This window comes from Nonomuraea sp. NPDC049624, from assembly GCF_040675255.1.
In the GTDB taxonomy this organism is placed as follows: Bacteria; Actinomycetota; Actinomycetes; order Streptosporangiales; family Streptosporangiaceae; genus Nonomuraea.
Map to the genome: position 1 here is coordinate 347,728 of NZ_JBFAOR010000006.1, position 21,722 is coordinate 369,449.

Here is a 21,722-nt window from a genome sequence, read left to right on the forward strand (position 1 = left end):
CGTGCGACGATCGGGCAGTTCCGGGATGAAATTGCGTCAAGGAGCTGTTATGCCGCTCATGCCAGGCGCGGAGCCCTACCACCACCGAGCGGGTCAGGTCGGTGTGCTGCTGTGCCACGGGTTCACCGGCACGCCGCAGTCGCTGCGGCCCTGGGCCGAGTACCTGGCGGGCCATGGGGTCAGCGTCTCGCTGCCCCGCCAGCCGGGGCACGGCACCACGTGGCAGGAGATGAACCGCACCCGCTGGGAAGACTGGTACGCCGAGGTGGAGAAGGCGTTCGCCGACCTCCAGGGGCGCTGCTCGGAGATGTTCGTGGCGGGCCTGTCACTGGGCGGCTGCCTGGCGCTGCGGCTGGCCGAGGTGCACGGGGACGCGATCAGGGGCGTGGTGGTGGTCAACCCGTCCATCGCCAGTGACGTGCCGCTGCTGAGGCTGGCGCCGCTGCTGAAGTGGTTCCTGCCGTCGGTGCCCGGCGTCGCCAACGACGTCAAGAAGCCCGGCGTGACCGAGCTGGCCTACGCCCGTACGCCGGTCAAGGCGGCCGCGTCGCTGCCGGGGCTGTGGTCGCTGGTGCAGGCCGACCTGGCGAAGGTCACCCAGCCGCTGCTGGTCTTCCACAGCCGTGACGACCACGTGGTGAAACCGACGAGTGTGGCGATCATTCGCCAGAAGGTCCCGCAGGCCACGATCGAGGAGCTCACGGACAGCTACCATGTTGCGACGCTTGACAACGATGCCGACAGGATCTTTGCCGGTAGCCTCGACTTCATCCGGACACATGCCTCGGTACCCTTGCAGAGGGACTGATCGCACCCAGGGGGAAGTCGCGATCGCTGCGGAGAGGCCCATCTAGGTGACGCCCCAGAGTGACGAGGACGAGGTCTGGCGGCAGATCGTCGCGTCCTTCAACGACACAGCCGAGCGCGACTCGGCCGACCAGCCATGGCCGGACAGCGAGAACGTGCCCGCCGAGCCCACCCGCAGGGTGGTCAAACCGTCCGAGGAGCCCGAGCTCGGCCAGTCCGCGCCCGACCGCGACGACCGCGACGACCGCGACGAACCCGCCCGCGACGACGAGGACGAGGGGCACTTCGAGCCGCCTCCCCCGCCGCCGCTGCCCAAGCTCGACCTGCCCACCAAGCTCGCCTGGGTGGCGCTGTTCGGCGGGCCCGCCTACCTGCTGGTGGCGGCGATGGCCAGCTGGCAGATGGAGGGGTGGGCGCTGTTCACCGCGGTGGCGGCGTTCATCGGCGGGTTCGTGGCGTTGGTCGTGCGCATGGGCGACGGGCCGCCCAACGACTCGGGCTGGGACGACGGCGCCGTGCTGTAGGCCGGCCCGCTACGACTTGGCCGTGGTGGTGCGGGGGGCGAAGGACTCCACCACGTCGGTGTAGCGGTCGGCCGCGTCGACGGCGTGGCCGACCGCCCACAGCGCCCCCTTGCCGGCCAGGTAGGCCACCGCCTGGAGGCGTACGCTGCTGCGGCCCTTCTCGGCGGCGCCGCGGATGATCTGGCAGGCGTCCTTCTCGCAGCGCATCACGAACGGCTGGGCCGCCTGCTCCGGGTCGTAGCCGGTCATCCAGTAGCGGCCCTTGCCGTCGCCGGTGACGCCGTAGAGGCGGGCGCCGGTGGCCGGGATCGCCAGGCGCTGCCAGCGCTTGCCGTTCCAGGTGAGCACGAGCGGCGAGATCTCGCCGGGACCGTGGTAGATCCCGCCGACGGCCACCGCCCGCTTGGAGCTGTCGACCTGGATGTCACGCAGGTAACCGCCGGGGACGGCGGGCACGGACATCGACTTCCAGGCCCCCGACGTGTAGTGCATGATCAGCGGCGCGCCGCCGGTGTCGCCGACGGCGAAGCCCGAGGCGACCGCGTAGAGCGCGCCCTTCTCCTTGGTCTCCTGGACGGTCCAGGTGTTGCCCTGGCCGGTGAGGATGAGCCCGTACTTCTCCCGGCTGCCGACCGCGACCACCCGGCCCGCCTTGGCGTCGATGCCGCCCAGCCAGTCGCCGGCGTGCAGCCCCTGCGGCCGGACCCGGTCGAAGCCCGTGACGTCGCCGTGGGCCAGGTAGGGCAGGCCGTCGTGGCCGTCGCCGACCGCCCACACGTCGGAGGCCCCGGCGGCGGCCAGGCCGCGCAGGTTGCCCGCGGCGGTGGCGTCGCGCACGGCCACCTCGTTCCAGGAGGCGCCGTTCCAGTGGCGGATCGTGCCGCGGTTCTTCCAGACGTCCCAGATCTCCTGCTGGCCGACCGCCCACACGTCGCCCGGCGAGACGGCGAGCACGTCGGAGAGCGAGCCGTCCGCGTCGAGGCGCGCGCTCGTCGACTTCTGCCACGCCTCGGCGGCGGGGCGGGGCTCGGCATGCGCGGCGGGCGTGACCTGCGGCAAGGCCACGGACGTCGCCAGAAGGACGGAGAGCGCACGCCGCTGAGAGCGACGGGTCATGAACAAATGCTACGGGCTGGCCCGGGCGGCTCGCCCGTCAGAGTCCAACCTGCAACTCGGCGAGCACCGGCAGATGGTCGCTGGCCCCGGCCAGATCGGCGTTCCCGGCCGCCACTCCCCCGCAGGACAGGACGCGTGCCTCGCGCGCGGCGAACACCGCGTCGATGCGCTCGGCGGGCCGTGCGGCGGGGAAGGTCAGCCCGTCGCCCGCGGGCGCGACGGCGTGGCAGTCGGACAGCCGGGCGGCCAGGAAACGCCAGGCCGGCTGGTGTCCCCGCTCGTTGACGTCGGCGCCGACCACGACGGCGGCGTCGTGCGCGGCGGCCGCCCGTTCCATGAGGGACATGGCCTCGCCCGCGTGCCGCAGCCGGGCGGCGAGGTGCAGGTCGAGGTGGAGCGAGCCGACGGCCAGCCGCGCGCCGCCGATCTCGACGACGGCGACGGCCAGCACCCGGCGTTCCAGGCCGGGGAACGCCTTGAGCCGGTGCAGCCGCGCCTCCAGCACCCGGGCCCGCGGACCGGCCAGCACGCACACGCCACCGGCGCGTCCGGGCGTGGCCACCCGCAGCCCGCCGGCCTCGGCCAGGGCCCGGCGCCTGGCCCGCCACCGGGCGAACCTCGGCGCCTCCTGGACGCACACCAGGTCGGCCCGCATGGCGGCGAGCACCCGGCGCAGCGCGGGCACGTCGTCGCGCATGCTGCGCACGTTGTACGAGGCGACCCTGACCAGCACGCCGTCGCGCATGCCCGGCGTGCCGGACGAGGGAGCCACGGCCGGCACGCGCTAGCGCCGCCTGGCCAGGTCGGCGGCCCCGACCACCCCGGCGGACGCGCCCAGCTCGGCCAGCCGGATCTCGGCGAGCGGCCGGTGGCCGTGGCCGGTGAGCTGCCTGGCGAACACCTCGCGGGCCTCGTCGAGGAACAGGTCGGCGGCCCGGGAGACGCCGCCGCCGACGATGAAGCAGCCGGGGTCGAGCACGGCGGCCAGGTCGGCCATGCCCTGCCCGAGCCAGTCGGCCAGGCTGCGGAAGGCGGCCAGCGCGGCCTTGTCGCCCAGCCGGGCGGCCTCGGTCACCTCTTCGCCCTCGATCCGGCCGCCGGCCAGGCCGAGCAGGATCTCGGCGCGGTCGGGCTGCCGGGCGGCGATCTCCCTGGCCTCCTTGACCAGGGCCTGGCCGCTGGCGTACTGCTCCCAGCAGCCGATGTTGCCGCAGCCGCACACCCGTCCGTCGGGCACGACCTGCATGTGGCCGAGCTCGGCGCCCATGCCCCAGCGGCCGCGGTAGAGGGCGCCGTCGATGACGATGCCGCCGCCGATGCCGGTGCCGAGCGTCAGGCAGACGACGTGGGACTGGCCGCGCCCGGCGCCGAACCTGGTCTCGCCCCAGGCCATGGCGTTGGCGTCGTTCTCGATCACGACGGGCAGGCCGACCAGGTCGCTGATCTTCTTCTGCAGCGGCTCCTCGCGCCAGGCGAGGTTGGGGGCGAAGCGCACGATCGAGCGGGTCTCGTCGACGAACCCGGCCGCGCCGACGCCGACCGCCTCGACGTCCCTGCCCTGCGACAGCTCGCGGACGACGTCCGCGACCGTGTCGGCGACCACGTCGGGCCGGTCGGCCGCGGTCGGCCTGAGCGTGTGTTCGACGATCTCGCCGTTGTCGTCGACCACGCCCGCGGCGACCTTGGTACCGCCGATGTCGACACCGATCGTGAGCATGCCGCGTGTCTCCCTATCCCAGATCTATGTGTTCCACGTCGCCGCGGTCGCGGTCACGGGTGTCGCGCGGCCCGCGGGGGGCGGGCCTGCTCAGCGCGTCGAAGGCGCCGCGCACCGCGGCGAACAGCTCGCCGCCCGCGGCCACCAGGTGACCGGTCACGTCGGAGCCCGACTCCCGCTGCGCCGCGATCGCCCGGCACACCGGGCAGGCGCGGCAGATGTACTCGTCGTGGGGCTCGGACACCGCCTCGCTCCACACGTCCCGCTCCTTGCGGGCGCCGCCGCCCGTGAAGGAGTTGTAGACGGTCCTGCCGACCTGGCGCGTGGCGCGCCCCTGGATCGTCTCGAACAGCTTGCGCGCCTCGTCGGCCACGGTGCCGATGGGGTCTCTGTCGTTGTTGTCGGTCATCTGGCCCTCCCTGCGTATGGTTCGCTCATCCTGCTCAACTCATTCGGAGCCGGATTCGCTCCCCACACTGAACCGTATTCTCAGCGCGCCGTCGCGGAGCACGGCGGAGCCGATCTTCCTGCGGGCCAGCGCCGCGGGCAGCGCGAGGATCCGGCGGTACGGGCCGGCGGTGATGATGAGCTCGTCGCCCTTGCGGGCCAGGTCGACGTCGTCGTGGTCGGCGCCGGGCAGGGCGAGCGTCAGCTCGTCGGCGCTGAGCCGCAGCGGCGGCTCGACGGCGGGCGCGGCGAACGGGTCGGTGTCCCCGTAGACGGAGGCGCCCACCTCGGCCAGCGCGCGCCGGCCGACCGGCTCGGCCGGCAGGTACGGCACGGTGTGGACGGGCAGCGGCGCGAACGACTCCTCGGCCTCGGCCAGCAACCTGGCCTGGGCGCTCACCCAGTTGGCCCGCCACTCGTCGGCGCCGCCGGCCGGGAAGACCCGGTTGGCGATGACGGCGTCGACGCGGTAGCCGTACAGGTTGAGCGAGGTGAGGGTGCGCCTGGCCTCGGCGAGCACCACGGCCTCGGGGGTGAGCACCAGCCGCACGGACGCGCTGTCGCCGGTGAGCAGCTCGCGCACCTCCATCAGCCCGCGGTGGAACCGCTCGGCGGCGTTCATGACGTCGTCGTCCGGCGCGCTGATCCGGGCCACGCTGCGCATGAACGGCGAGACGACCTTGACGAGCTTGCGGCCGACCGGCATGAGCCTGGTGACGTGCCAGTCGAGCGCCTCGGGCAGCGCCAGCAGCCGCAGCGTCTCGGCGGTGGGTGCGCAGTCGATGACGATGACGTCCCAGGCGCCCTGGCGGGCGTGCTCGCGCAGTTCGAGCAGGGCGATGACCTCCTCGGCGCCGGGCAGCACGGTGATCTCCTCGGAGGTGATCTCGTCGAGGCCCAGCTCGGTGAGCACGCCCCTGGCGTAGTGCTGCAGGTCGCCCCAGTGGCGCTCCAGGGTCTTCTGCGTGTCGACCTGGTGCAGGTGGAGGCCGGGCGCGATCTCGCCGGGCTCGACGGCGAGCGCGTCGGCCAGCGAGTGCGCGGTGTCGGTGGAGACGATGAGCGTCTTGAGCCCGCGCTCGGCGGCCAGCGTGGCGGTCGCGGCGGCGGCGGTGGTCTTGCCCACGCCGCCCTTGCCGGTGAAGAGCAGGACGCGGGGGCTCACCGGGTACGGCCCTCGACGCGCTTCTTCAGGCCCTTGAGCGCGGTGTCCACGATCACCTTCTCGGCCTTGCGCTTGATCATCCCGATCATGGGCACCGTGAGGTCGACGGTGAGCTCGTACGTCACGTCGGTGCCACTGCCCGTCTCGGTGAGCTGGTAACTTCCGCGCAGGTCGCCGACCATCTTGCCCGGCTCGACCACCTGCCAGCGCACGCCGTCGTCGCCGTCCCAGGCGTAGGCCAGGGTGTAGGTGTCGTTGATCACGCCCGCGTCGAGGACGAACCGCACCTGCTCGGGCCGCCCGTCGGCGCCCGTGCTGACGACCTCGGCGCGCTTGATCGATCCGGCCCATTCGGGATAGGCGGGGAAGTCGGCGATGACCGCCATGACCTCTGCGCGGCCGGCGCCGATGGTGGTGCTCGAAGTGGTGCGATCAGCCATGCGACCACCGTAATGCAGAATCCGCCCGTTGCGGCGGAGCGCCGGTCACGGGCCGCCCGGCTCACCATTCCAGGACGAACGGCTCTCCTCTCCCGCGGAAGTGGCCGACGTTCACGCACTCGGTGCGGCCCACGCGGGCGCGGCGGTGGAGGGGCTGGTGGACGTGGCCGAACAGGGCGTAACGCGGCTGGGTGCGCCGGATGGCGGCCAGCGTGGCCTCGCTGCCGCGCTCGAAGCGCCTGGCCACGACGTCGTAGAGCAGCTCGGGCAGGGCGGGCGGGATGTGGCAGCACAGCACGTCGACCTCGCCGATCGCCTCCACCTTGGCGGCGTACTCCTCGTCGCCGATCTCGTACGGGGTGCGGTAGGGGGTCTTGAGGCCGCCGCCGACGAAGCCGAAGCGCAGGCCGCCGATCTCCACCACCTCGCCGTCGAGCACCTGATGGCCCGGTTTGAGGTAGTCGGGCCACAGGCGGGGAATGTCCACGTTGCCGTAGGTGAGGTAGGCGGGGGTGGGCATGGCCGCGAAGAGGGTGGCGTACTGGGCGCGCACGTTGCGCTCGATGTGCTCGCGCGGGTCGCCGTCGAGGGTGGCCCACAGGCGCGCCGACATGGCCCTGGCCTCGTCGAAGCGCTTGGCCGTGCGCAGGGCGATGAACTCGGCGGCCCGCTCCGCGCCGAACAGGTCGGCGAAGATGCCGTTGGCGTGGTCGTCGTAGTCGATGAAGAGGATCAGGTCGCCCAGGCACACCAGCGCGTCGGCGCCCTCGCCCGCGCGGGCCAGCGCGTCGGCCCTGCCGTGCACGTCACTCACCACGTGGACCCTCATGGGGAAATCCTAGGTGGGACGGCTGCTAGCGTGATGAACGCCCTTCATAACGCTCCCATGACGATGCTACCGGCGCGTAACTTAAGGCGGTAACGTCCAGGCGGTCCCCGTAGAGGAGTTGAAAGTTCGTGCGCGAGTACAGCGTCCCCGTCCTGGTCGATGTGCCTGCCTCAGCAAGCCTGCCCGACACGGTCTTCGACCGGGCCGAGCGGGAGCCCGGCACCGTGATCATGCGCCGCAAGACCGAGGACGGCTGGCCCGTCGTGACCGCGGGCGAGTTCCGCGACCAGGTGGTCGAGGTGGCCAGGGGGCTCATCGCGGCCGGGATCGAGCACGGCGACCGGGTCGCGCTGATGTCGCGCACGCGTTACGAGTGGACGCTGGTCGACTACGCCCTGTGGTCCGTCGGCGCGGTCACCGTCCCGATCTACGAGACGTCGTCGGTGGAGCAGGTCCGGTGGATCCTGGCCGACAGCGAGGCCAAGGCGGCCTTCGTCGAGCTCGACGCGCACGAGGAGACCGTGCGCGAGGCCGCGCCCGAGCTCAAGGCCGTGTGGCGGGTCGAGGGGCGGCTCGACGCGGAGGGCGTGCCCGACTCGGCCGTCGAGGAGCGCAGGAAGAAGGTCGTCGCCGCCGACCTGGCCACGATCGTCTACACCTCGGGCACCACCGGCCGTCCCAAGGGCTGCCGGATCACCCACGACAACCTGCTGTTCACCGCGCTCAACGTGCTGCGCGGGCCGCTCGACCCGCTGTTCAGCTCGAACGCCCCGGCGGCGCTGCTGTTCCTGCCGCTCGCGCACATCTTCGCGCGGATGATCCAGGTGGTGCTGGTCGAGGCCGGCGCGATCATGGCACACACCCCGAACATGAAGAACGTCGCCCCCGATCTCCAGGACTTCAAGCCGACGTTCCTGCTGGGCGTGCCGCGCGTGTTCGAGAAGGTCTACAACGGCGCCGAGCAGAAGGCCGCCGCGGGCGGCAAGGGCAAGATCTTCGCCCGCGCCGTCGACGTGGCGGTGGCCTGGAGCAAGGCCGAGGCGTCCGGCGGCGCGCCGCTCGGCCTGCGGCTGCGCCACCTGCTGTTCGACCGGCTGGTCTACGCCAAGCTGCGGGCGGCCACCGGCGGCCGGCTGTCGGCCGCCGTCTCCGGCGGCTCGGCGCTCGGCGACCGGCTCGGCCACTTCTTCCGGGGCGTCGGCATCGAGGTCTTCGAGGGCTACGGCCTGACCGAGACCTCCGCCCCCATCTCGGTCAACATGCCGGGCGCCAACAAGATCGGCACGGTCGGCAAGCCGCTGCCCGGCGTCGCGGTCCGCATCGGCGACGACGGCGAGATCCTGGCCAAGGGCCGCAACGTCTTCCACGGCTACTGGAAGAACGACGCCGCCACCGCCGAGGCGGTCGACGCCGACGGCTGGTACCACACGGGCGACGTGGGCGAGCTCGACGCCGACGGCTACCTGCGCATCACCGGCCGCAAGAAGGAGATCCTGGTGACGGCCGCGGGCAAGAACGTCGCCCCTGGCCCGCTGGAGGACGCGCTGCGCGCCCACCCGCTGGTGTCCCAGGCGATGATCGTCGGCGAAGGCCGCCCGTTCGTCGCCGCGCTGGTCACGCTCGACCCCGAGGCGACGCCCGCCGGGCGCGGCGCGGCCGAGCTGCGCACCGACCCGGCGATCCTGGCGCAGGTCCAGGAGGCCGTCGACCGGGCCAACGGCATGGTGTCGAAGGCCGAGCAGATCAAGAAGTTCACGATCCTCGACGCCGACCTCACCGAGGAGAGCGGCCACCTGACGCCGACGCTGAAGGTCAAGCGCAACCTGGTGATGCGCGACTACGCCAAGGAGATCGACGAGCTCTACCGCCACTAGCCGTCAGGCGGCCCCCACCAGCTCACCGGCCGGCTCATCGGCCGGGTCGCCGGCCCGCTCGGTCGCAACCAGGATCGCGGCCAGGGCCTGGCGGGTGGCCTGGAGCTCGGCCAGCTGCTCGTCCAGGCCGGTGAGCCGGCCGCGGAGGGCGTCGAGGGTGCACGCGTCCAGCACCTCGCCGGAGCCGGAGGCGCACGGGAGCACGTCCTTGATCACTTTGGTCGGCAGGCCCGCGGCGAGCAGCGTGCGGATGCGCCGGACCACGACGGGCGCGTCCGTTCCGTAGCGCCGGTGACCGCCGTCGGCCCGGTACGACGTCAGCAGCCCCTGCTCCTCGTAGTAGCGCAGCAGCCGGGGGCTGACCCCGGTCTCCGCGGAGAGCGCGCCGATCTTCACGTGATGCTCCTCACACCCGCTTGCATCTCACATCGATGTGAGCTTCTAGCGTGACGTCCATGAGAGAAATTCCTCGCGAAACTGTACAGACGTTCACCATTGGCGGAGACCTGGAGGTGCGCCGGATCGGCTACGGGTCGATGCGGCTGGCCGACGCCCCCGACCCCGCGCGCCCAGCGATGGAAGCGCCCATCTGGGAGGCGCCGGCGGACCGGGCGGGCGCCGTGGCCGTGTTGCGCCGGGCGGCCGAGCTGGGCGTGAACCTCTTCGACACCGCCGACTCCTACGCGCTCGGCGCCAACGAGGAGCTGATCGCCGAGGCGCTGCACCCGTACGGGGACGGCGTGGCGGTGGCCACCAAGATCGGCGTGCTGCGGCCCTCCCCCGCCGAGTGGGTGCCGCTCGGCCATCCGGCCTACCTGCGCCAGCAGGCCGAGCTGAGCCTGCGCCGGCTGCGGGTGGAGCGCATCGACCTGCTCCAGCTGCACCGCCTGGACCCGGCCTACCCGCTCGCCGACCAGATCGGCGCGCTCAAGCAGCTCAGGGACGAGGGCAAGGTCCGGCACATCGGCCTGTCGGAGGTGAGCGTCGAGGAGCTGCGCCGGGCGGCGGAGATCACGCCGATCGCGGCCGTGCAGAACATGTACAACCTGGCCACCCGGCAGCACGAGGACGTCGTGGACCACGCCGCCGCGCACGGCATCGCGTTCCTGCCCTTCTTCCCGATCGCGGCGGGCTCGCACGCCGGGCCCGGCACGCCGCTGGCGGCGGTGGCGGCCGAGATCGGCGTCACCCCGGCCCAGGCGTCGCTGGCCTGGCTGCTGCGCCGCTCCCCCGCGGTGATCCCGATCCCGGGCACCTCCTCGATCGGGCACCTGGAGGAGAACGTGGCGGCGTTGTCGGTCGAGCTCTCCGACGAGCAGTACGACCGGCTGTCGGCGGCGGTCGCTTGAGGCCGCCGCCCGCGAGCGGGGGCGCGGCGCGGCCCCTCGACCGGTGACGGGCCTCATCTCGGGACGGGCCGTGCCTCCGCCAGGACGAGCCGGCCCGCCCGTTCCGACAGCGCCTGCCTGGCCGCCTCCGGCAGGCCGGTGTCGGAGACGACCACGTCGGCCTCGCCGAGCTCGGCGATCGTGCTGATGCCGACGGTCCCCCACTTGGTGTGGTCGGCCAGCACGACGAGCCGGGAGGCCGCCTCGACCAGCGCGCGGTCGGTCTCGGCCTCCATCATGTTGGGGGTGGTGAAGCCCGTCCGCGCGGTCATGCCGTGCACGCCGAGGAAGAGCAGGTCCACGTTGAGCCGGCGGATCGCGGCGACCGCGACCGGGCCGACCAGGGCGTCGGAGGGGGTGCGCACGCCGCCGGTGAGCACGACCGTCTGGTCGGGGCGGCCGGCGTGCTGGAAGACGTCGGCGACGCGGACGGAGTTCGTCACGACGGTCAGGCCGGGGACCTGGCCCAGGTGGTGGGCGAGCGTCCAGGTCGTCGTGCCGGCCGACAGGGCCACGGCCGTGCCGGGGCGGACGAGCGCGACGGCGTGCCCGGCGATGGCCTGCTTCTCCGCCTCCTGCTGCACGGACTTGGCGGCGAAGCCGGGCTCGTTCGTGGCGCCGATCGTGGTCGCGCCGCCGTGCACCTTGGCCAGCAGGCCGCGCTCGGCCAGCAGCTCCAGGTCACGCCGGATCGTGATGTCGGAGACGCCGAACGTGCGCACCAGGTCCACGACCCGGACGCCGCCGTTCTGCCGGACGAGGTCCAGGATCGCCTGCTGACGCTGCGGGGCGAGCATCGCATCACCAGATCCCAACAGGTTCCGACACATCCCGTCCGCATCATGACATGACACCGACCTGGTGAATGCGTCGAAAACGTCATGAAACAGTGCGTTGACAGCGGTAGGGCTTCGTCTTTCGATGAATGGGTGTGAGCGAACTCGGGGGAATCTGAAGGGTCCGGCAAGGAGGAACCACCATGGACCGACACATGCCGATCTCCCGCCGCCGTCTACTGCTCGGAGCCGCCGCGTTCGGCGTGCCCGCCGTCCTCGTCGGGTGCGGATCCGGCAGCCCCTCCACCGGGCCCGGCAGGTCGTCCGGCGCTGGGACGGGCACGGTCACGATCGGCTCGAACGCCTCCGACGAGGTCCCCAAGAAGGCCCTGGAGACCGTGCTCAAGGGCTTCACCCAGGCCGTCCCGAAGGTCAACACGGTCGACCACAACACGTTCCAGGAGAACATCAACCGCTATCTCAAGGGCACGCCCGACGACGTGTTCACCTGGTTCGCCGGTTACCGGATGCGCTTCTTCGCCGAGCAGGGCCTGGCGACCGACATCTCGGACGTGTGGCGGGAGATCGGCGGCGACTACACGCAGGCGTTCAAGGACCAGTCGACCGGCACCGACGGCAAGCAGTACTTCGTGCCGTTCACCTACTACCCGTGGGCCGTCTTCTACCGCAAGAGCCTGTGGCGGGCCAAGGGGTACGAGCCCCCGCGGACCCTGGACGAGTTCACCGCCCTGGCCAGGAGGATGAAGGCCGACGGGCTGGTCCCGATCGCGTTCGCCGACAAGGACGGCTGGCCGGCGATGGGCACGTTCGACATCCTGAACATGCGCACGAACGGCTACGACTTCCACATCTCGCTCATGGCCGGCAAGGAGTCGTGGACCGACCCCAGGGTCAGGCAGGTCTTCGACACCTGGCGGGGGCTGATGGAGTACCACCAGCCGGCCGCGCTCGGGCGTACCTGGCAGGAGGCCGGGCAGTCGCTCGCGCAGAAGAAGACCGGCATGATCCTGCTCGGCATGTTCGTCGCCCAGCAGTTCCCCGAGGCCGACCGCGACGACCTCGACTTCTTCACCTTCCCCGAGATCGACCCCGCCCACGGCACCGACTCGATCGACGCCCCCATCGACGGCTACATGATCTCGGCCAAGGCCAGGAACGTGGACGGCGCCAAGGCGCTGCTGAAGCACCTGGCCAAGGGCTCGTCCCAGAACGAGGCGACCAGGCTGGACCCGGGCACGCTGGCCTCCAGCTCCAAGGCCGACACCAGCGGCTACAGCGCCCTGCAGAAGCGCGGCGCCGAACTGGTCTCCCAGGCCACCCACCTGGCGCAGTTCCTCGACCGCGACACCCGGCCGGACTTCGCCTCCACCGTGATGATCCCGTCCCTGCAGGCGTTCGTCGGCGCGCCGGACGAGATCGACTCCCTGCTGGCGGGCATCGAGAAGCAGAAGGCCAACATCTTCCGCTGATGACCGTCAAAACCCGTCGCTACTCCGCCCGGGACGTGACCGTGCTGGTCATCGGGCTGGGGATGGCCGTCATCGTCAACGTGGGCCTCATCTGGGGGCCCGCGCTGGCCTCCGTCGCGCTGTCCGGCACCGACTGGAACGGCATCGGGCCGATCGAGTGGGTGGGCGGGCGCAACTACCACGACCTGGCCACCGCGTACCCGCCGTTCTGGTCGGCGGTGCGCAACAACGTGTTGTGGCTGGGCTTCCTGGGGCTGGTCGCGACGCCGTTCGGGCTGTTCTGCGCGGTGCTGCTGGACCGGCGGCTGCGCTGGTCGCGGGTCTACCAGAGCGCGCTCTACCTGCCGGTCGTGTTGTCGCTGGCCGTGGTGGGCTTCATCGCCCAGCTCGTCTACTCCTCCGACTACGGCGTGCTGAACGCGGTCACCGGCCTGACCGTGGACTGGCTGGGCGACCGGTCGATCAACATCTGGGTCGTGATGGTCGCGGCCGGCTGGCGGCACGTCGGCTACGTCATGATCATCTACCTGGCCGGGCTCAAGGCCGTGGACCCGGCGCTGAAGGAGGCCGCCGCCATCGACGGCGCCACCGAGGCGCAGGCCTTCTTCCGCGTGGTGTTCCCGACGCTGCGGCCGGTCAACGTGATCGTGCTGGTCATCACCGTGATCGAGGCGCTGCGCGCGTTCGACGTCGTCTACGCCGTCAACAAGGGCAGGAACGGCCTGGAGCTGCTGTCGGTGCTGGTCACCGAGAACATCGTGGGCGAGGCCGGCCGCATCGGCTTCGGCTCGGCCATCGCCGTGATCCTGCTGGTCATCTCGCTGGGGTTCATCGTCACGTACCTGTCGCAGTTGTTCAAGGAGGAGCGATGACGCTCACCGCGCCCGCCGCCGCTCCCCCGGCGCAAGGCCGGCGGCCGCCCGCGCGCCGGCCCGTGCGGCCGCTGCGCGTCCTGCTGCACGCCTTCCTCGCGCTGGTCGCGCTGGGCTGGGTGCTGCCGCTGGCCCTGTCGGTCTACGCCTCGCTGCGGCCGTACGAGGAGACGGCCCGGCTGGGCTACCTGTCGGTGCCCGAGCACCTCACGCTCGGCTACTACGCCGAGGCGTGGAGCCAGGCCGAGCTGCCCCGCTACTACCTGAACACGCTGATCATCGTCGTCCCCGGGGTGCTGGTCACGCTGTTGCTGGCCTCGTTCACGGCGTTCGCCGTCGCGCGGGTGCGCGTCCCGGGGCGCAAGGCGCTGCTGATCGTGTTCACCGCCGGGAACCTGATGCCGCCGCAGGTGCTCATCACCCCGCTCTACACCCTCTACACGCTGGTGCCGCTGCCCGCCTGGCTGTCGGACTCCCAGTCGCTCTACGACTCCTACCTCGGGCTGATCCTCATCCACGTGGCGTTCCAGTTCGGCTTCTGCGTCTTCGTCATCGCGAACTTCATGCGGACGATCCCGGAGGAGATCACCGAGGCGGCGCTCGTGGACGGCGCGAGCGTGTGGAAGCGCTACTGGCGGCTCACCCTGCCGCTGTGCAGGCCGGTGCTGGCGGCGCTGGCCACCCTGGAGTTCACCTGGATGTACAACGACTTCCTGTGGGCGCTGGTGCTGATGTCCTCGGGCGACAAACTGCCGGTGACCTCGGCGCTGAACAACCTGCGCGGCCAGTTCTTCACCGACTACAACCTGCTGGCGGCCGGGTCCCTGCTGGTGGCGCTGCCCACGCTGGTCGTCTTCCAGCTCCTGCACAAGCAGTTCGTCGCCGGGCTCACGCTGGGCTCGACCAAGGGCTAGGTGTTCTGGTCCCATGAGGTCGATCAGGAGGGGCGGAGCAGGGCGTGGAAGCGGGTGGCGACCTGCTCCCACGTCCACTCGCGGGTGATCCAGTCGCGGCCGCGGGCGCCCATCTTGCGCGCCCGCGCGGGGTCGGAGAGCAGGTCGACGACGGCCTGGGCGACGTCCGCGACGTCCGAGCCGTCCACGACCAGGCCCGTCTCCCCGGGCCGGACGGCGTCCGGCGCGCCGCCGGAGTCGCCCGCGACCACCGGCAGGCCGGTCGCCGAAGCCTCCAGGAAGACGATCCCGAGGCCCTCGACGTCCACGCCGTTGAAGCGGGTGCGGCAGGGCATCGCGAAGACGTCGGCCGCCGCGTAGTAGCCGGGCAGGCTCGCGGCGGGGACCGTGCCGGTGAACCTGATCGACTCGTGCCCGCCCGCCAGGCGCTCCAGCCGCGACCGGTACGGGCCGCCGCCCACCAGCAGCAGCACCGCGTCCGGCACCGCGCGCAGCACCCTGGGCCAGGCCCGGATGAGCTGGTCCTGGCCCTTGCGCGGGACCAGCCGGGACACGCAGGCCACCACCGACCGGCCGTCGAGGCCCAGCTCCGCCTTGGCGGCCCCCGGGTGGAACTGCTCGACGTCCACGCCGGGCGCGAGGCGTACGAGCTTGTGCGGGGGGATCGCCGCGGCCAGGCGCTGCCGCGTGTAGTCGCCCAGGTAGGTCACCACGTCGGCGTGCGCGCCGATCCTGCGCAGCACCGAGCGGAAGCCCGGCGCGCCCGCCCACGACGCCTCGTGGCCGTGGGTGAGCATCACCACCCGCCGCGCGCCCGCCGCGCGCAGGCGGGGGGCGAGCAGGCCGAGCGGCGCGGCCGCGCCGAAGACGACGGTCTCGGCGCGGTGCTCGGCCACCAGCCCGGCCGCCCTGCGCGCGACGGCCGGAGTGGGCAGCATCAGCCGCGTCGGGTGCCGGACGACCCGGTACGGCTGACGCCGGTCGAACTCCTCGCATCCCGGCCAGGCGGGGGCGTAGACGGCCACGCCCGGCGTGCGGAGCGCGAGTCCGTGCACGAACGACTGGATGCCGCCCGGCCTGGGCGGGAAGTCGTTCGTCACGAAGACCACGTCGGTCACGGTTCGGGGACGCCGTTCAGTCTCGCCCACGAGCGGGCCAGGGCGATGCGCTCGGGGCTGGAGGGATGGGAGGCATAGAGCACATATTCCACCGCATCCGGCGACAAGTCGGAAATGTTGGTTATGGCGAGGCGTTTCTGCATCGCGACGAACGTGGCCGGATCCCTGGTGAGGTCGAGGGCGTGCACGTCGGCCCGCGCCTCCACGTGCCGCGTGATCAGGTTCTGGGCCGGGTCGGAGACCAGCGAGGCCAGCGTCATCAGCCCCATGAGCACGCCGATGGCGCGCGGGTCGGCCACCGAGGCGATCCCCGTACGCCGCCGCAGCGGCCCGACCAGCAGGAACAGGCCGATCGCGCCGAAGGCGGCCAGCAGGCCGCCGAGCAGCGTGCCGCCGAGCACGTCGGCGTGCTTGGCGTGGCCCAGCTCGTGCGCGACCACCAGCTCGACCTCCGACTCCGGCGCCTTGAGCAGCGTGTCGTACACGACGATCCGGCGGGTGGCCCCGAAGCCCGACACGTACGCGTTGAGCGCCGTGGTGCGCCGCGAGGCGTCGGCGACCAGCACGTCCTCGACCGGGACGCCGTCCCGCTCGGCCATGGCCAGCAGCTCCGACCGCAACGAGCCCTGCGGCATGGAGGTGAAGTCGTTGAACAGCGGCTCGAACACCACCGGATAGACGTACGACACGCCCAGGGTGAGCGCGAAGGCGCCCACGGCGGCCGGGATCCACCAGCGGCGCACCCTGCGCGCCAGCGCCACGAGGGCCAGCAGCATGACGGCCGTCAGCAGCACGCTGACGCCGGTGTTCTTGAGCCGGTCGGCGGTCCAGCCCGCCCAGTCCTGGGTGGACAGGCCGTAGTCGCGCAGGATCGTCTCGAACCACATGCCGAGCGGCCACCTCAGCACCTCGGTGATCGCGGTGAGCACCACCACACCGAGGAGCACCCGCACCCACCACGGGCCCCTGAGCACGCCGAGCACCTTGGCCGCGAACGGTGTCAGGACCAGCAGCCCGGCGAACAGGACCGTGAGGCCGAGCGAGATGTAGCCGGGCAGGGTCGTGGCCGCGTCGAACGCCTGCGCCCTGGCGATCTGGGCGGCGCTGAAGTCGCGGGCGGGGTCGGGGGCGACGGCGGGCGCGCCCGCCGCCAGGACCCGCCAGGGGGTGGTGAACGCGGCCACCGCCAGGATCACGCCGCCGACCAGGACCAGGGCGGCGCCGGCCGCGCGCCTGGAGCGGGATTCCGCGCGTTGGCGTTCGCGGGCGATCAGGTGCTCCGCCGTTCCCGTCAGCTTGCCGGTTCCCGGACGGGGGTCGGCGTCCTCGGTGAGGGGGACGGCGGGGTCGTCCGTGCCCTCGGCGGCCTGCGCGGGGGCCGAGGCGTCGGCGGCGGGGGCGCCGGCGCGGGTCGCGTGGGGGCGGTCGTCGGGGGTGGGGGGCTGGGGGTGACGGGGGTCCTCGGTGTCGGGGTCGGCGTCCGCGTCGGGGCGGGCGTCCGGGCGGGCGTCCGGATCGTCCGGGTCGTCGGGGTGTCCCGGGGATTCGGGGGGCTCGTTGGTGCCGGACGGCTCCTGCGGCGCACCGTCGCCGGGCCGGTCTCCGCCGTCGTCCCTGATGGCCACACCTCCGCCGTGCGCCGCCGTGCCGGGCTCGTCGGCCACTCCGGCGACCGCTCCGGCGGGCTCGTCCCCTTCCCGGGGCGGGTCGTTCCGCTCGCTCATCTGCCTCCCCTTCACGCGAGCTGCTCTCGTACGTACTCGCGCCACCGTGCCGCCAGCGTCTCGGCGGTGAGCCCCACGGAGGCGAGCGCCTGATCGACGCCGGCCACGCGGGCATCACGGTAGAGCCGTACCAGGGTCCCGTCACCGAACCGGTCTGCGAGGAAGCGACACGCCATCCAGGCCTCCTGGTACGCCCGCGCGAGCCGTCCGGGGTCGGCCGCCGTGGGGGCGAAAGTCGCAGGTCCGGGCAACTCGCTCGGCAGCCGGCCGGCCCGTACGTCGGCGGCCAGTTCGGCGGCGGCCGTCCCGACGGGTAGCCCGGCGTCGCGGTAGGCCACGTAGTCGGCGAACCCCTCGTAGAGCCAGACGGGCAGCCGGTCGGTGCCCGCGGCGACGTGGGTGAGCTCATGGGTGAGGACGACGTCGCGTCCCGTGGGGGTGAGCCGGGCGAAGGAGCCGGGCACGACGATCACCCTGGCGCCGTCGGCCACCGCGGCCAGCCCGTCCAGCGGGCCCGTGCCCGCCAGCCCGGCCGCCTCCGCGTCGGAGTCCGGCACGACGACCAGCGCGCGTACCGGCCGGCCGAGCACCGCGGACACCCGCGCTCCGGCGAGGTCCGCGCGGCGGGCCAGATCGGCGAGCACGCCGGGGTCGGCGCGATGCCCCACCACCACGGACCGTGCGCCGCGGGCCACCTGACCGCCGTCGCTCCACAGACCGCGCGCCCCGGCGGGCAGGACGGCGGCGGGCGGCGCGTCGGCGACCACGAGAACCGCCGCCAGCAGCAGGACCGAGAGGAGCAGGCGCGGACCGCGGAGGGACGGACGCACCTGCGAGGACACGGCCCGATGCTAGTAGGCCCACGCCCCTCCCGGCCCCTTCACGAGACCGGCCCCTTACGAGACCAGCCCTTCACGGGCCCGGGCATGCGACAGGCCCCGGCCCGGACCGGGGAGGGTCCGGGCGGGGCCCGTTGTCACGCGCCGGGACGCACCGCGCCGACGAACGACGACTTCCGCCATCCGCCCAGTTTGTCGATGCGCACCCGTTCGCCGGTCCGCGGCGAATGGACCATCTTGCCGTGGCCGACGTACATGCCGACGTGGCCCAGCCCGTTGAAGAACATCAGGTCACCCGGCTTGAGATTGCGCCAGGAGACCTTCCGCTTGATGCGGGCGAACTGGCTGTTCGTCACGCGCGGGAGTCGTACTCCGGCCTTCTTCCAGGCGTACTGGACGAGTCCGGAGCAGTCGAACGCACCAGGGCCCGTGGCCCCGTACCGGTACGGGTCGCCGACCTGATGCTTGGCGACGGCGACGGCCCTGCGGGCCCTCGACGCCTGCCGCGCGGCCTTCGCCGACTTCGCGGACCTGACGGTCTTCGCCGACTTGGCCGACTTCGCAGTGGCCGCCTTGGCGGTGCTGGACACCGCGGTGAGCCTGACGGCCGATTCGCTCACCGTCTGCGCCCCGGCCGGTACGGCATGGAGAACCGCACCTCCGGCCGTCACGGTCATCGTGAGTGCGACGCCCCTCAGGGCGAGACGGGACAGACGGGGGTTATGCAGGGAGGTAGACAGGATTTCTCCTTGTGTCTTCCACGAACGCCTACCGGGTTAGCTGACGGATTCGGGCCTGGAAGTCGCCCTACGGCGCGATGGCGCGCCGATTCACCCCTGATCCCGGGGGATTACGGGATCTTTGGGTCCCCGGCTCCGTGCCTCCTGGCTGCACGGACTCGGCAGGTCGCCACCCGATGTTGTGCCTGAACGGGGATATCGGCGGCGACCGCTGGATTTCTCTCTGGTCCGCATCGGGGGTTCCGATGTCGATCCGCGGTGCGCATGGCTTGCTGACCGCGACGCCAGAAACTACGCCGAGGGGTCAAGATTTGGCAAAGGGAGACACAGCCTGTAAAGATCAGATAAGGGTGGGAGTCAAGGGTGAAACCGCTGCTGGAACCGAGGGTTCCGTTACAGTTTTGTGACCCTTCTCACACTTCCCGGCACACCTGATTGTCAGGGCGCTTTCGCCCCCTTTGTCCCATTCGCCCCAGGGGTCACGCACACCGGTCGGGCGGGGCCGAGTCAGGGGCGGATGGCTCCGACGAGGGGGCGGCCGTAGTCGGCGAGGCGGACGACCTTGACGACGTCACCCGTCTGCGGCGCGTGGACGATCTTGCCGCCGCCCGCGTAGATGCTGACGTGCCCGAGCCCCTCGCTGAAGATCAGGTCCCCCGGCTGGAGGTCTTTGAGGTCCACCTTGCGGCTGGCGCCCCAGGCCCACTGCTGCCAGGTCGTACGCGGCAGCGAGACGCCGGCGGCGCGCCAGGCGGCCTGGGTCAGCCCTGAGCAGTCGTAGCCGCGCGGGCCCGTGCCGCCGAAGATGTACGGCTTGCCGACCTGGGCGAAGGCGAAGTTGAGTACGGCGGCCGCGCTGCCCGAGGCGGGACCGGTGTACTTGATGCCGGTGCTGTTGGGGTTGCCCGGGTTGTAGGCCCCCAGCTTGTCCAGGAGCTTCTTCTGCTGGCCGACCAGCTTCAGCACCTCGGCCCGCTCCTTCTGGACGGCGTCCCGCTCCTTGTCGGCGTCGGCCAGCGCGGTCTCGGCGTTGTCGCGCTCGGCCTTGAGACCCTTGTTCTCCCGGTCGAACGCGGCCAGCTTCTCCAGCCGCTCGCGCGAGAGCTGCCCGGCCATGGCCAGCCCGGCCAGCAGGTTCTCGGGGTCGTTGACGCCGACCATGCCGGGCAGGGAGGTGACGTCCCCGCCCAGCTTGTACGAGTCCACCGCCACCTTGATGATCTCGGCGCGGAGGTCGGCGACCGTCTGCAGCTTCTGCTTGTAGCGGTCGTTCAGCCTGGTGTAGGCGTCCTTGGCCTTCTTGTAGTTCTCGGTCGCCGTGTTGTACCGGTCGACGACCTTGTCGGCCTTGTCGTTGAGCTTGTCCAGCTTGGCCTTGGCCTGTTTGAGAGTGGGCTTGGGATCAGCGAGCGCCGCACCCATCGGAACCGTCATCAGTCCGATCGCGAGACCCGCGGCCACCGCCACCCGGCCAAACCTCACAGCGTCGCCTCCCAGGGATTACACCTGGGGCGAAATAGTACAGAAGTGGCGGGTGGCGTCTCGCCAATAGTGCTAATTCGTAACTTATGCGCGGCCCAACCGGCGCAGCAGCAGACCGGACGGAACCGGTCTGGCACCCATCCGGCGTACGGACTCGGCCACCTCGCGGTCGGAGGAGACGACGGCGATGGCCCGGCCGGGCGGCTCGGCCCGGACGAGCTGGCGGATGAGGTCGTCGGCGATCTCCCCCGGCGCGCTGAAGAGCACCCGCACCCCGCGCGGCGCCACCACCTGCACCGGCGCGTTGAGCTCGGCGCCGTCGAAGACCACCGTCACCTCGACGCGGGTCTGGGCGACCAGCCCGCCGAGGCCGGTCATCAGCCGGTTGCGCTGGTCGGCGAGGGTGAGCGTGCCGTAGCCGGTCTTCGTGACGTTGTAGCCGTCGATGATCAGGTGCACCTGCGGCAGCGCCAGGAGCTGGTCGAGGAGCTGCGGGTCGTCGTCGGCCAGGGCCCGCGCGGGCACGCCGCGCACCCCGGGACGCTCGCCGGTGCTGGCCGCGACCGAGTCGGCGGGCCTGCTGATCGTGGTGGGCAGCGCCAGCTCCCTGCGCAGCCCGGCCGAGGCGTCCTGGAGGGCGTCGAGCAGCACCCTGATGCGGGCGTCCTCGATGCTGCGGCCCTCGCGGGCGGCCCGGCGGGAGGCTTCGAGCTGCCTCTCCACGTCGGCCAGGCGCTCGCGCAGGCGGCGCAGCTCGGCCTCGCCCGCGTTGCCGGCGGTGGAGGCGGCGTGCCGGGCGTCGTCGGCGGCCTGTTCCATCTCCTCGGCCCTGCGGGTGGCGGCCTTGGCCCGCTCGCGGGCGTCGTGGAGCTTGCGCCGCAGGTCGGAGTTCTCGGCGCGGGCCGCCTTGATCTGCTCGCGCAGCCGGTCGGCCTCCTCCTTGGCGGCGCTCTTCTGGGCGGCGAGCTGCTCGCGCAGCCGCGTCACGGCCTCCTCGCGCTCGGACCCCTCGGCCGCCACGGCGGACTGCTCCAGGTCGGCGCGGGCGGTTTCGATCATCTCCGCCCAGCCGGGCGGTCTGGTGAGATAGGCTGCGGCAGCCACCAGCACGGGGTCGGCGGCGGGCGGCACACTGCCCTCGGCCAGCGCGGCGACCAGCTCGGGCCACCCGGCGGCGACGGACTCGGCGACCAGTTCGCGGAACTTCTTGTCGTTCTCCAGCTGCGCGGCGATCGGCGCGCTGCCCAGCTTGGCGCGCTTGCGCGGGTCGAACTTGGCGATGCCGCGCAGCGGCGGCGGCACGGAGACGGCGGGCATCGTGCCGAGGACCTGCGCGGCCAGGTCGACGACGTTGAGGCGCACCTGCTCGGGAAGCGGGCGAGACAGGCCTTCACCCGCTGAACTCATCCCACTTGTCCCTTCGTGACATGCCCTTTCAGACAAGGGTACGGCTCTTGCGT

The 21,722-nt window shown here is 72.1% G+C and carries 22 protein-coding genes and 1 riboswitch; of the genes, 7 read left to right on the forward strand and 15 right to left on the reverse strand.

Annotation, left to right across the window (positions count from 1 at the left end):
• The first annotated feature begins 49 nt into the window (after positions 1 to 49).
• On the forward strand, positions 50 to 808 hold the full coding sequence (locus AB0J76_RS26280) for an alpha/beta fold hydrolase (RefSeq protein WP_352322913.1): 759 nt from the start codon (positions 50 to 52) through the stop codon (positions 806 to 808).
• Between the two features lie 46 nt (positions 809 to 854).
• Complete coding sequence (locus AB0J76_RS26285; RefSeq protein WP_352322914.1) at positions 855 to 1,331, forward strand: hypothetical protein; 477 nt, start codon at positions 855 to 857, stop codon at positions 1,329 to 1,331.
• Between the two features lie 9 nt (positions 1,332 to 1,340).
• Here the strand turns inward: AB0J76_RS26285 and AB0J76_RS26290 are convergent, their stop codons facing one another.
• The 7 genes from AB0J76_RS26290 to AB0J76_RS26320 form a co-directional block, all read right to left on the reverse strand.
• Entirely contained in the window at positions 1,341 to 2,447 is a 1,107-nt protein-coding gene (locus tag AB0J76_RS26290; protein ID WP_352322915.1) for a hypothetical protein, read from the reverse strand.
• 37 nt (positions 2,448 to 2,484) lie between these two features.
• Complete coding sequence (locus AB0J76_RS26295; RefSeq protein ID WP_352322916.1) at positions 2,485 to 3,219, reverse strand: endonuclease/exonuclease/phosphatase family protein; 735 nt, start codon at positions 3,217 to 3,219, stop codon at positions 2,485 to 2,487.
• Between the two features lie 12 nt (positions 3,220 to 3,231).
• Positions 3,232 to 4,164, reverse strand: a complete 933-nt coding sequence (locus tag AB0J76_RS26300; protein WP_352322917.1) for an ROK family glucokinase — start codon at positions 4,162 to 4,164, stop codon at positions 3,232 to 3,234.
• A 13-nt stretch (positions 4,165 to 4,177) separates the two neighbouring features.
• The gene (locus AB0J76_RS26305; protein ID WP_352322918.1) at positions 4,178 to 4,573 is read right to left on the reverse strand and encodes a hypothetical protein; all 396 of its coding nucleotides are present in this window, start codon (positions 4,571 to 4,573) and stop codon (positions 4,178 to 4,180) included.
• Between the two features lie 39 nt (positions 4,574 to 4,612).
• Positions 4,613 to 5,776, reverse strand: coding sequence for an ArsA family ATPase (locus AB0J76_RS26310; protein WP_352322919.1), 1,164 nt, complete (start codon positions 5,774 to 5,776; stop codon positions 4,613 to 4,615).
• Entirely contained in the window at positions 5,773 to 6,216 is a 444-nt protein-coding gene (locus AB0J76_RS26315; RefSeq protein WP_352322920.1) for an SRPBCC family protein, read from the reverse strand. Before AB0J76_RS26315 ends, AB0J76_RS26310 begins: the two co-directional genes overlap by 4 nt.
• Before the next feature lie 61 nt (positions 6,217 to 6,277).
• Entirely contained in the window at positions 6,278 to 7,045 is a 768-nt protein-coding gene (locus AB0J76_RS26320; RefSeq protein WP_352322921.1) for a metallophosphoesterase, read from the reverse strand.
• A 128-nt stretch (positions 7,046 to 7,173) separates the two neighbouring features.
• Between AB0J76_RS26320 and AB0J76_RS26325 the strand changes: the two genes are divergently transcribed.
• On the forward strand, positions 7,174 to 8,919 hold the full coding sequence (locus AB0J76_RS26325) for an AMP-dependent synthetase/ligase (RefSeq protein WP_352322922.1): 1,746 nt from the start codon (positions 7,174 to 7,176) through the stop codon (positions 8,917 to 8,919).
• 3 nt (positions 8,920 to 8,922) lie between these two features.
• On the opposite strand, the gene AB0J76_RS26330 is transcribed toward AB0J76_RS26325, so the two are convergent.
• Positions 8,923 to 9,315, reverse strand: coding sequence for a MerR family transcriptional regulator (locus AB0J76_RS26330; RefSeq protein WP_352322923.1), 393 nt, complete (start codon positions 9,313 to 9,315; stop codon positions 8,923 to 8,925).
• Positions 9,316 to 9,374: 59 nt separating this feature from the next.
• On the opposite strand from AB0J76_RS26330, the gene AB0J76_RS26335 reads away from it, so the two are divergent.
• The gene (locus AB0J76_RS26335) at positions 9,375 to 10,268 is read left to right on the forward strand and encodes an aldo/keto reductase (RefSeq protein ID WP_352322924.1); all 894 of its coding nucleotides are present in this window, start codon (positions 9,375 to 9,377) and stop codon (positions 10,266 to 10,268) included.
• Positions 10,269 to 10,321: 53 nt separating this feature from the next.
• On the opposite strand, the gene AB0J76_RS26340 is transcribed toward AB0J76_RS26335, so the two are convergent.
• Positions 10,322 to 11,104, reverse strand: a complete 783-nt coding sequence (locus AB0J76_RS26340; protein ID WP_352322925.1) for a DeoR/GlpR family DNA-binding transcription regulator — start codon at positions 11,102 to 11,104, stop codon at positions 10,322 to 10,324.
• A 182-nt stretch (positions 11,105 to 11,286) separates the two neighbouring features.
• Here AB0J76_RS26340 and AB0J76_RS26345 point away from each other — a divergent pair, with 182 nt between their 5' ends.
• Genes AB0J76_RS26345 through AB0J76_RS26355 form a run of 3 tightly spaced genes read left to right on the forward strand, consistent with a single transcriptional unit; the run spans position 11,287 to position 14,359 of the window.
• On the forward strand, positions 11,287 to 12,573 hold the full coding sequence (locus tag AB0J76_RS26345) for an ABC transporter substrate-binding protein (RefSeq protein ID WP_352322926.1): 1,287 nt from the start codon (positions 11,287 to 11,289) through the stop codon (positions 12,571 to 12,573).
• Positions 12,573 to 13,445 (forward strand): sugar ABC transporter permease, encoded by an 873-nt coding sequence (locus tag AB0J76_RS26350; RefSeq protein WP_352322927.1) that lies wholly within the window; start codon positions 12,573 to 12,575, stop codon positions 13,443 to 13,445. The genes AB0J76_RS26345 and AB0J76_RS26350 overlap by 1 nt, the downstream gene beginning before the upstream one ends.
• Positions 13,442 to 14,359 carry a carbohydrate ABC transporter permease gene (locus AB0J76_RS26355; protein WP_352322928.1) on the forward strand — a complete coding sequence of 306 codons (918 nt, stop codon included), beginning with the start codon at positions 13,442 to 13,444 and terminating at the stop codon, positions 14,357 to 14,359. Before AB0J76_RS26350 ends, AB0J76_RS26355 begins: the two co-directional genes overlap by 4 nt.
• 23 nt (positions 14,360 to 14,382) lie before the next feature.
• On the opposite strand, the gene AB0J76_RS26360 is transcribed toward AB0J76_RS26355, so the two are convergent.
• The 6 genes from AB0J76_RS26360 to AB0J76_RS26385 form a co-directional block, all read right to left on the reverse strand.
• Positions 14,383 to 15,477, reverse strand: a complete 1,095-nt coding sequence (locus AB0J76_RS26360) for a glycosyltransferase family 4 protein (RefSeq protein WP_352322929.1) — start codon at positions 15,475 to 15,477, stop codon at positions 14,383 to 14,385.
• On the reverse strand, positions 15,474 to 17,201 hold the full coding sequence (locus tag AB0J76_RS26365; RefSeq protein ID WP_352322930.1) for a M48 family metallopeptidase: 1,728 nt from the start codon (positions 17,199 to 17,201) through the stop codon (positions 15,474 to 15,476). The genes AB0J76_RS26360 and AB0J76_RS26365 overlap by 4 nt, the downstream gene beginning before the upstream one ends.
• Positions 17,202 to 17,212: 11 nt before the next feature.
• Entirely contained in the window at positions 17,213 to 18,043 is an 831-nt protein-coding gene (locus tag AB0J76_RS26370) for a hypothetical protein (protein ID WP_352322931.1), read from the reverse strand.
• Positions 18,044 to 18,177: 134 nt separating this feature from the next.
• A complete protein-coding gene (locus AB0J76_RS26375; RefSeq protein WP_352322932.1) occupies positions 18,178 to 18,660 on the reverse strand; it encodes a C40 family peptidase in 483 nt (160 codons plus the stop codon).
• 130 nt (positions 18,661 to 18,790) lie between these two features.
• Positions 18,791 to 18,954, reverse strand: a riboswitch (cyclic di-AMP (ydaO/yuaA leader).
• 333 nt (positions 18,955 to 19,287) lie between these two features.
• A complete protein-coding gene (locus tag AB0J76_RS26380; RefSeq protein WP_352322933.1) occupies positions 19,288 to 20,214 on the reverse strand; it encodes an NlpC/P60 family protein in 927 nt (308 codons plus the stop codon).
• Positions 20,215 to 20,346: 132 nt separating this feature from the next.
• A complete protein-coding gene (locus AB0J76_RS26385; RefSeq protein WP_352322934.1) occupies positions 20,347 to 21,669 on the reverse strand; it encodes an NYN domain-containing protein in 1,323 nt (440 codons plus the stop codon).
• Between the last annotated feature and the right edge of the window lie 53 nt (positions 21,670 to 21,722).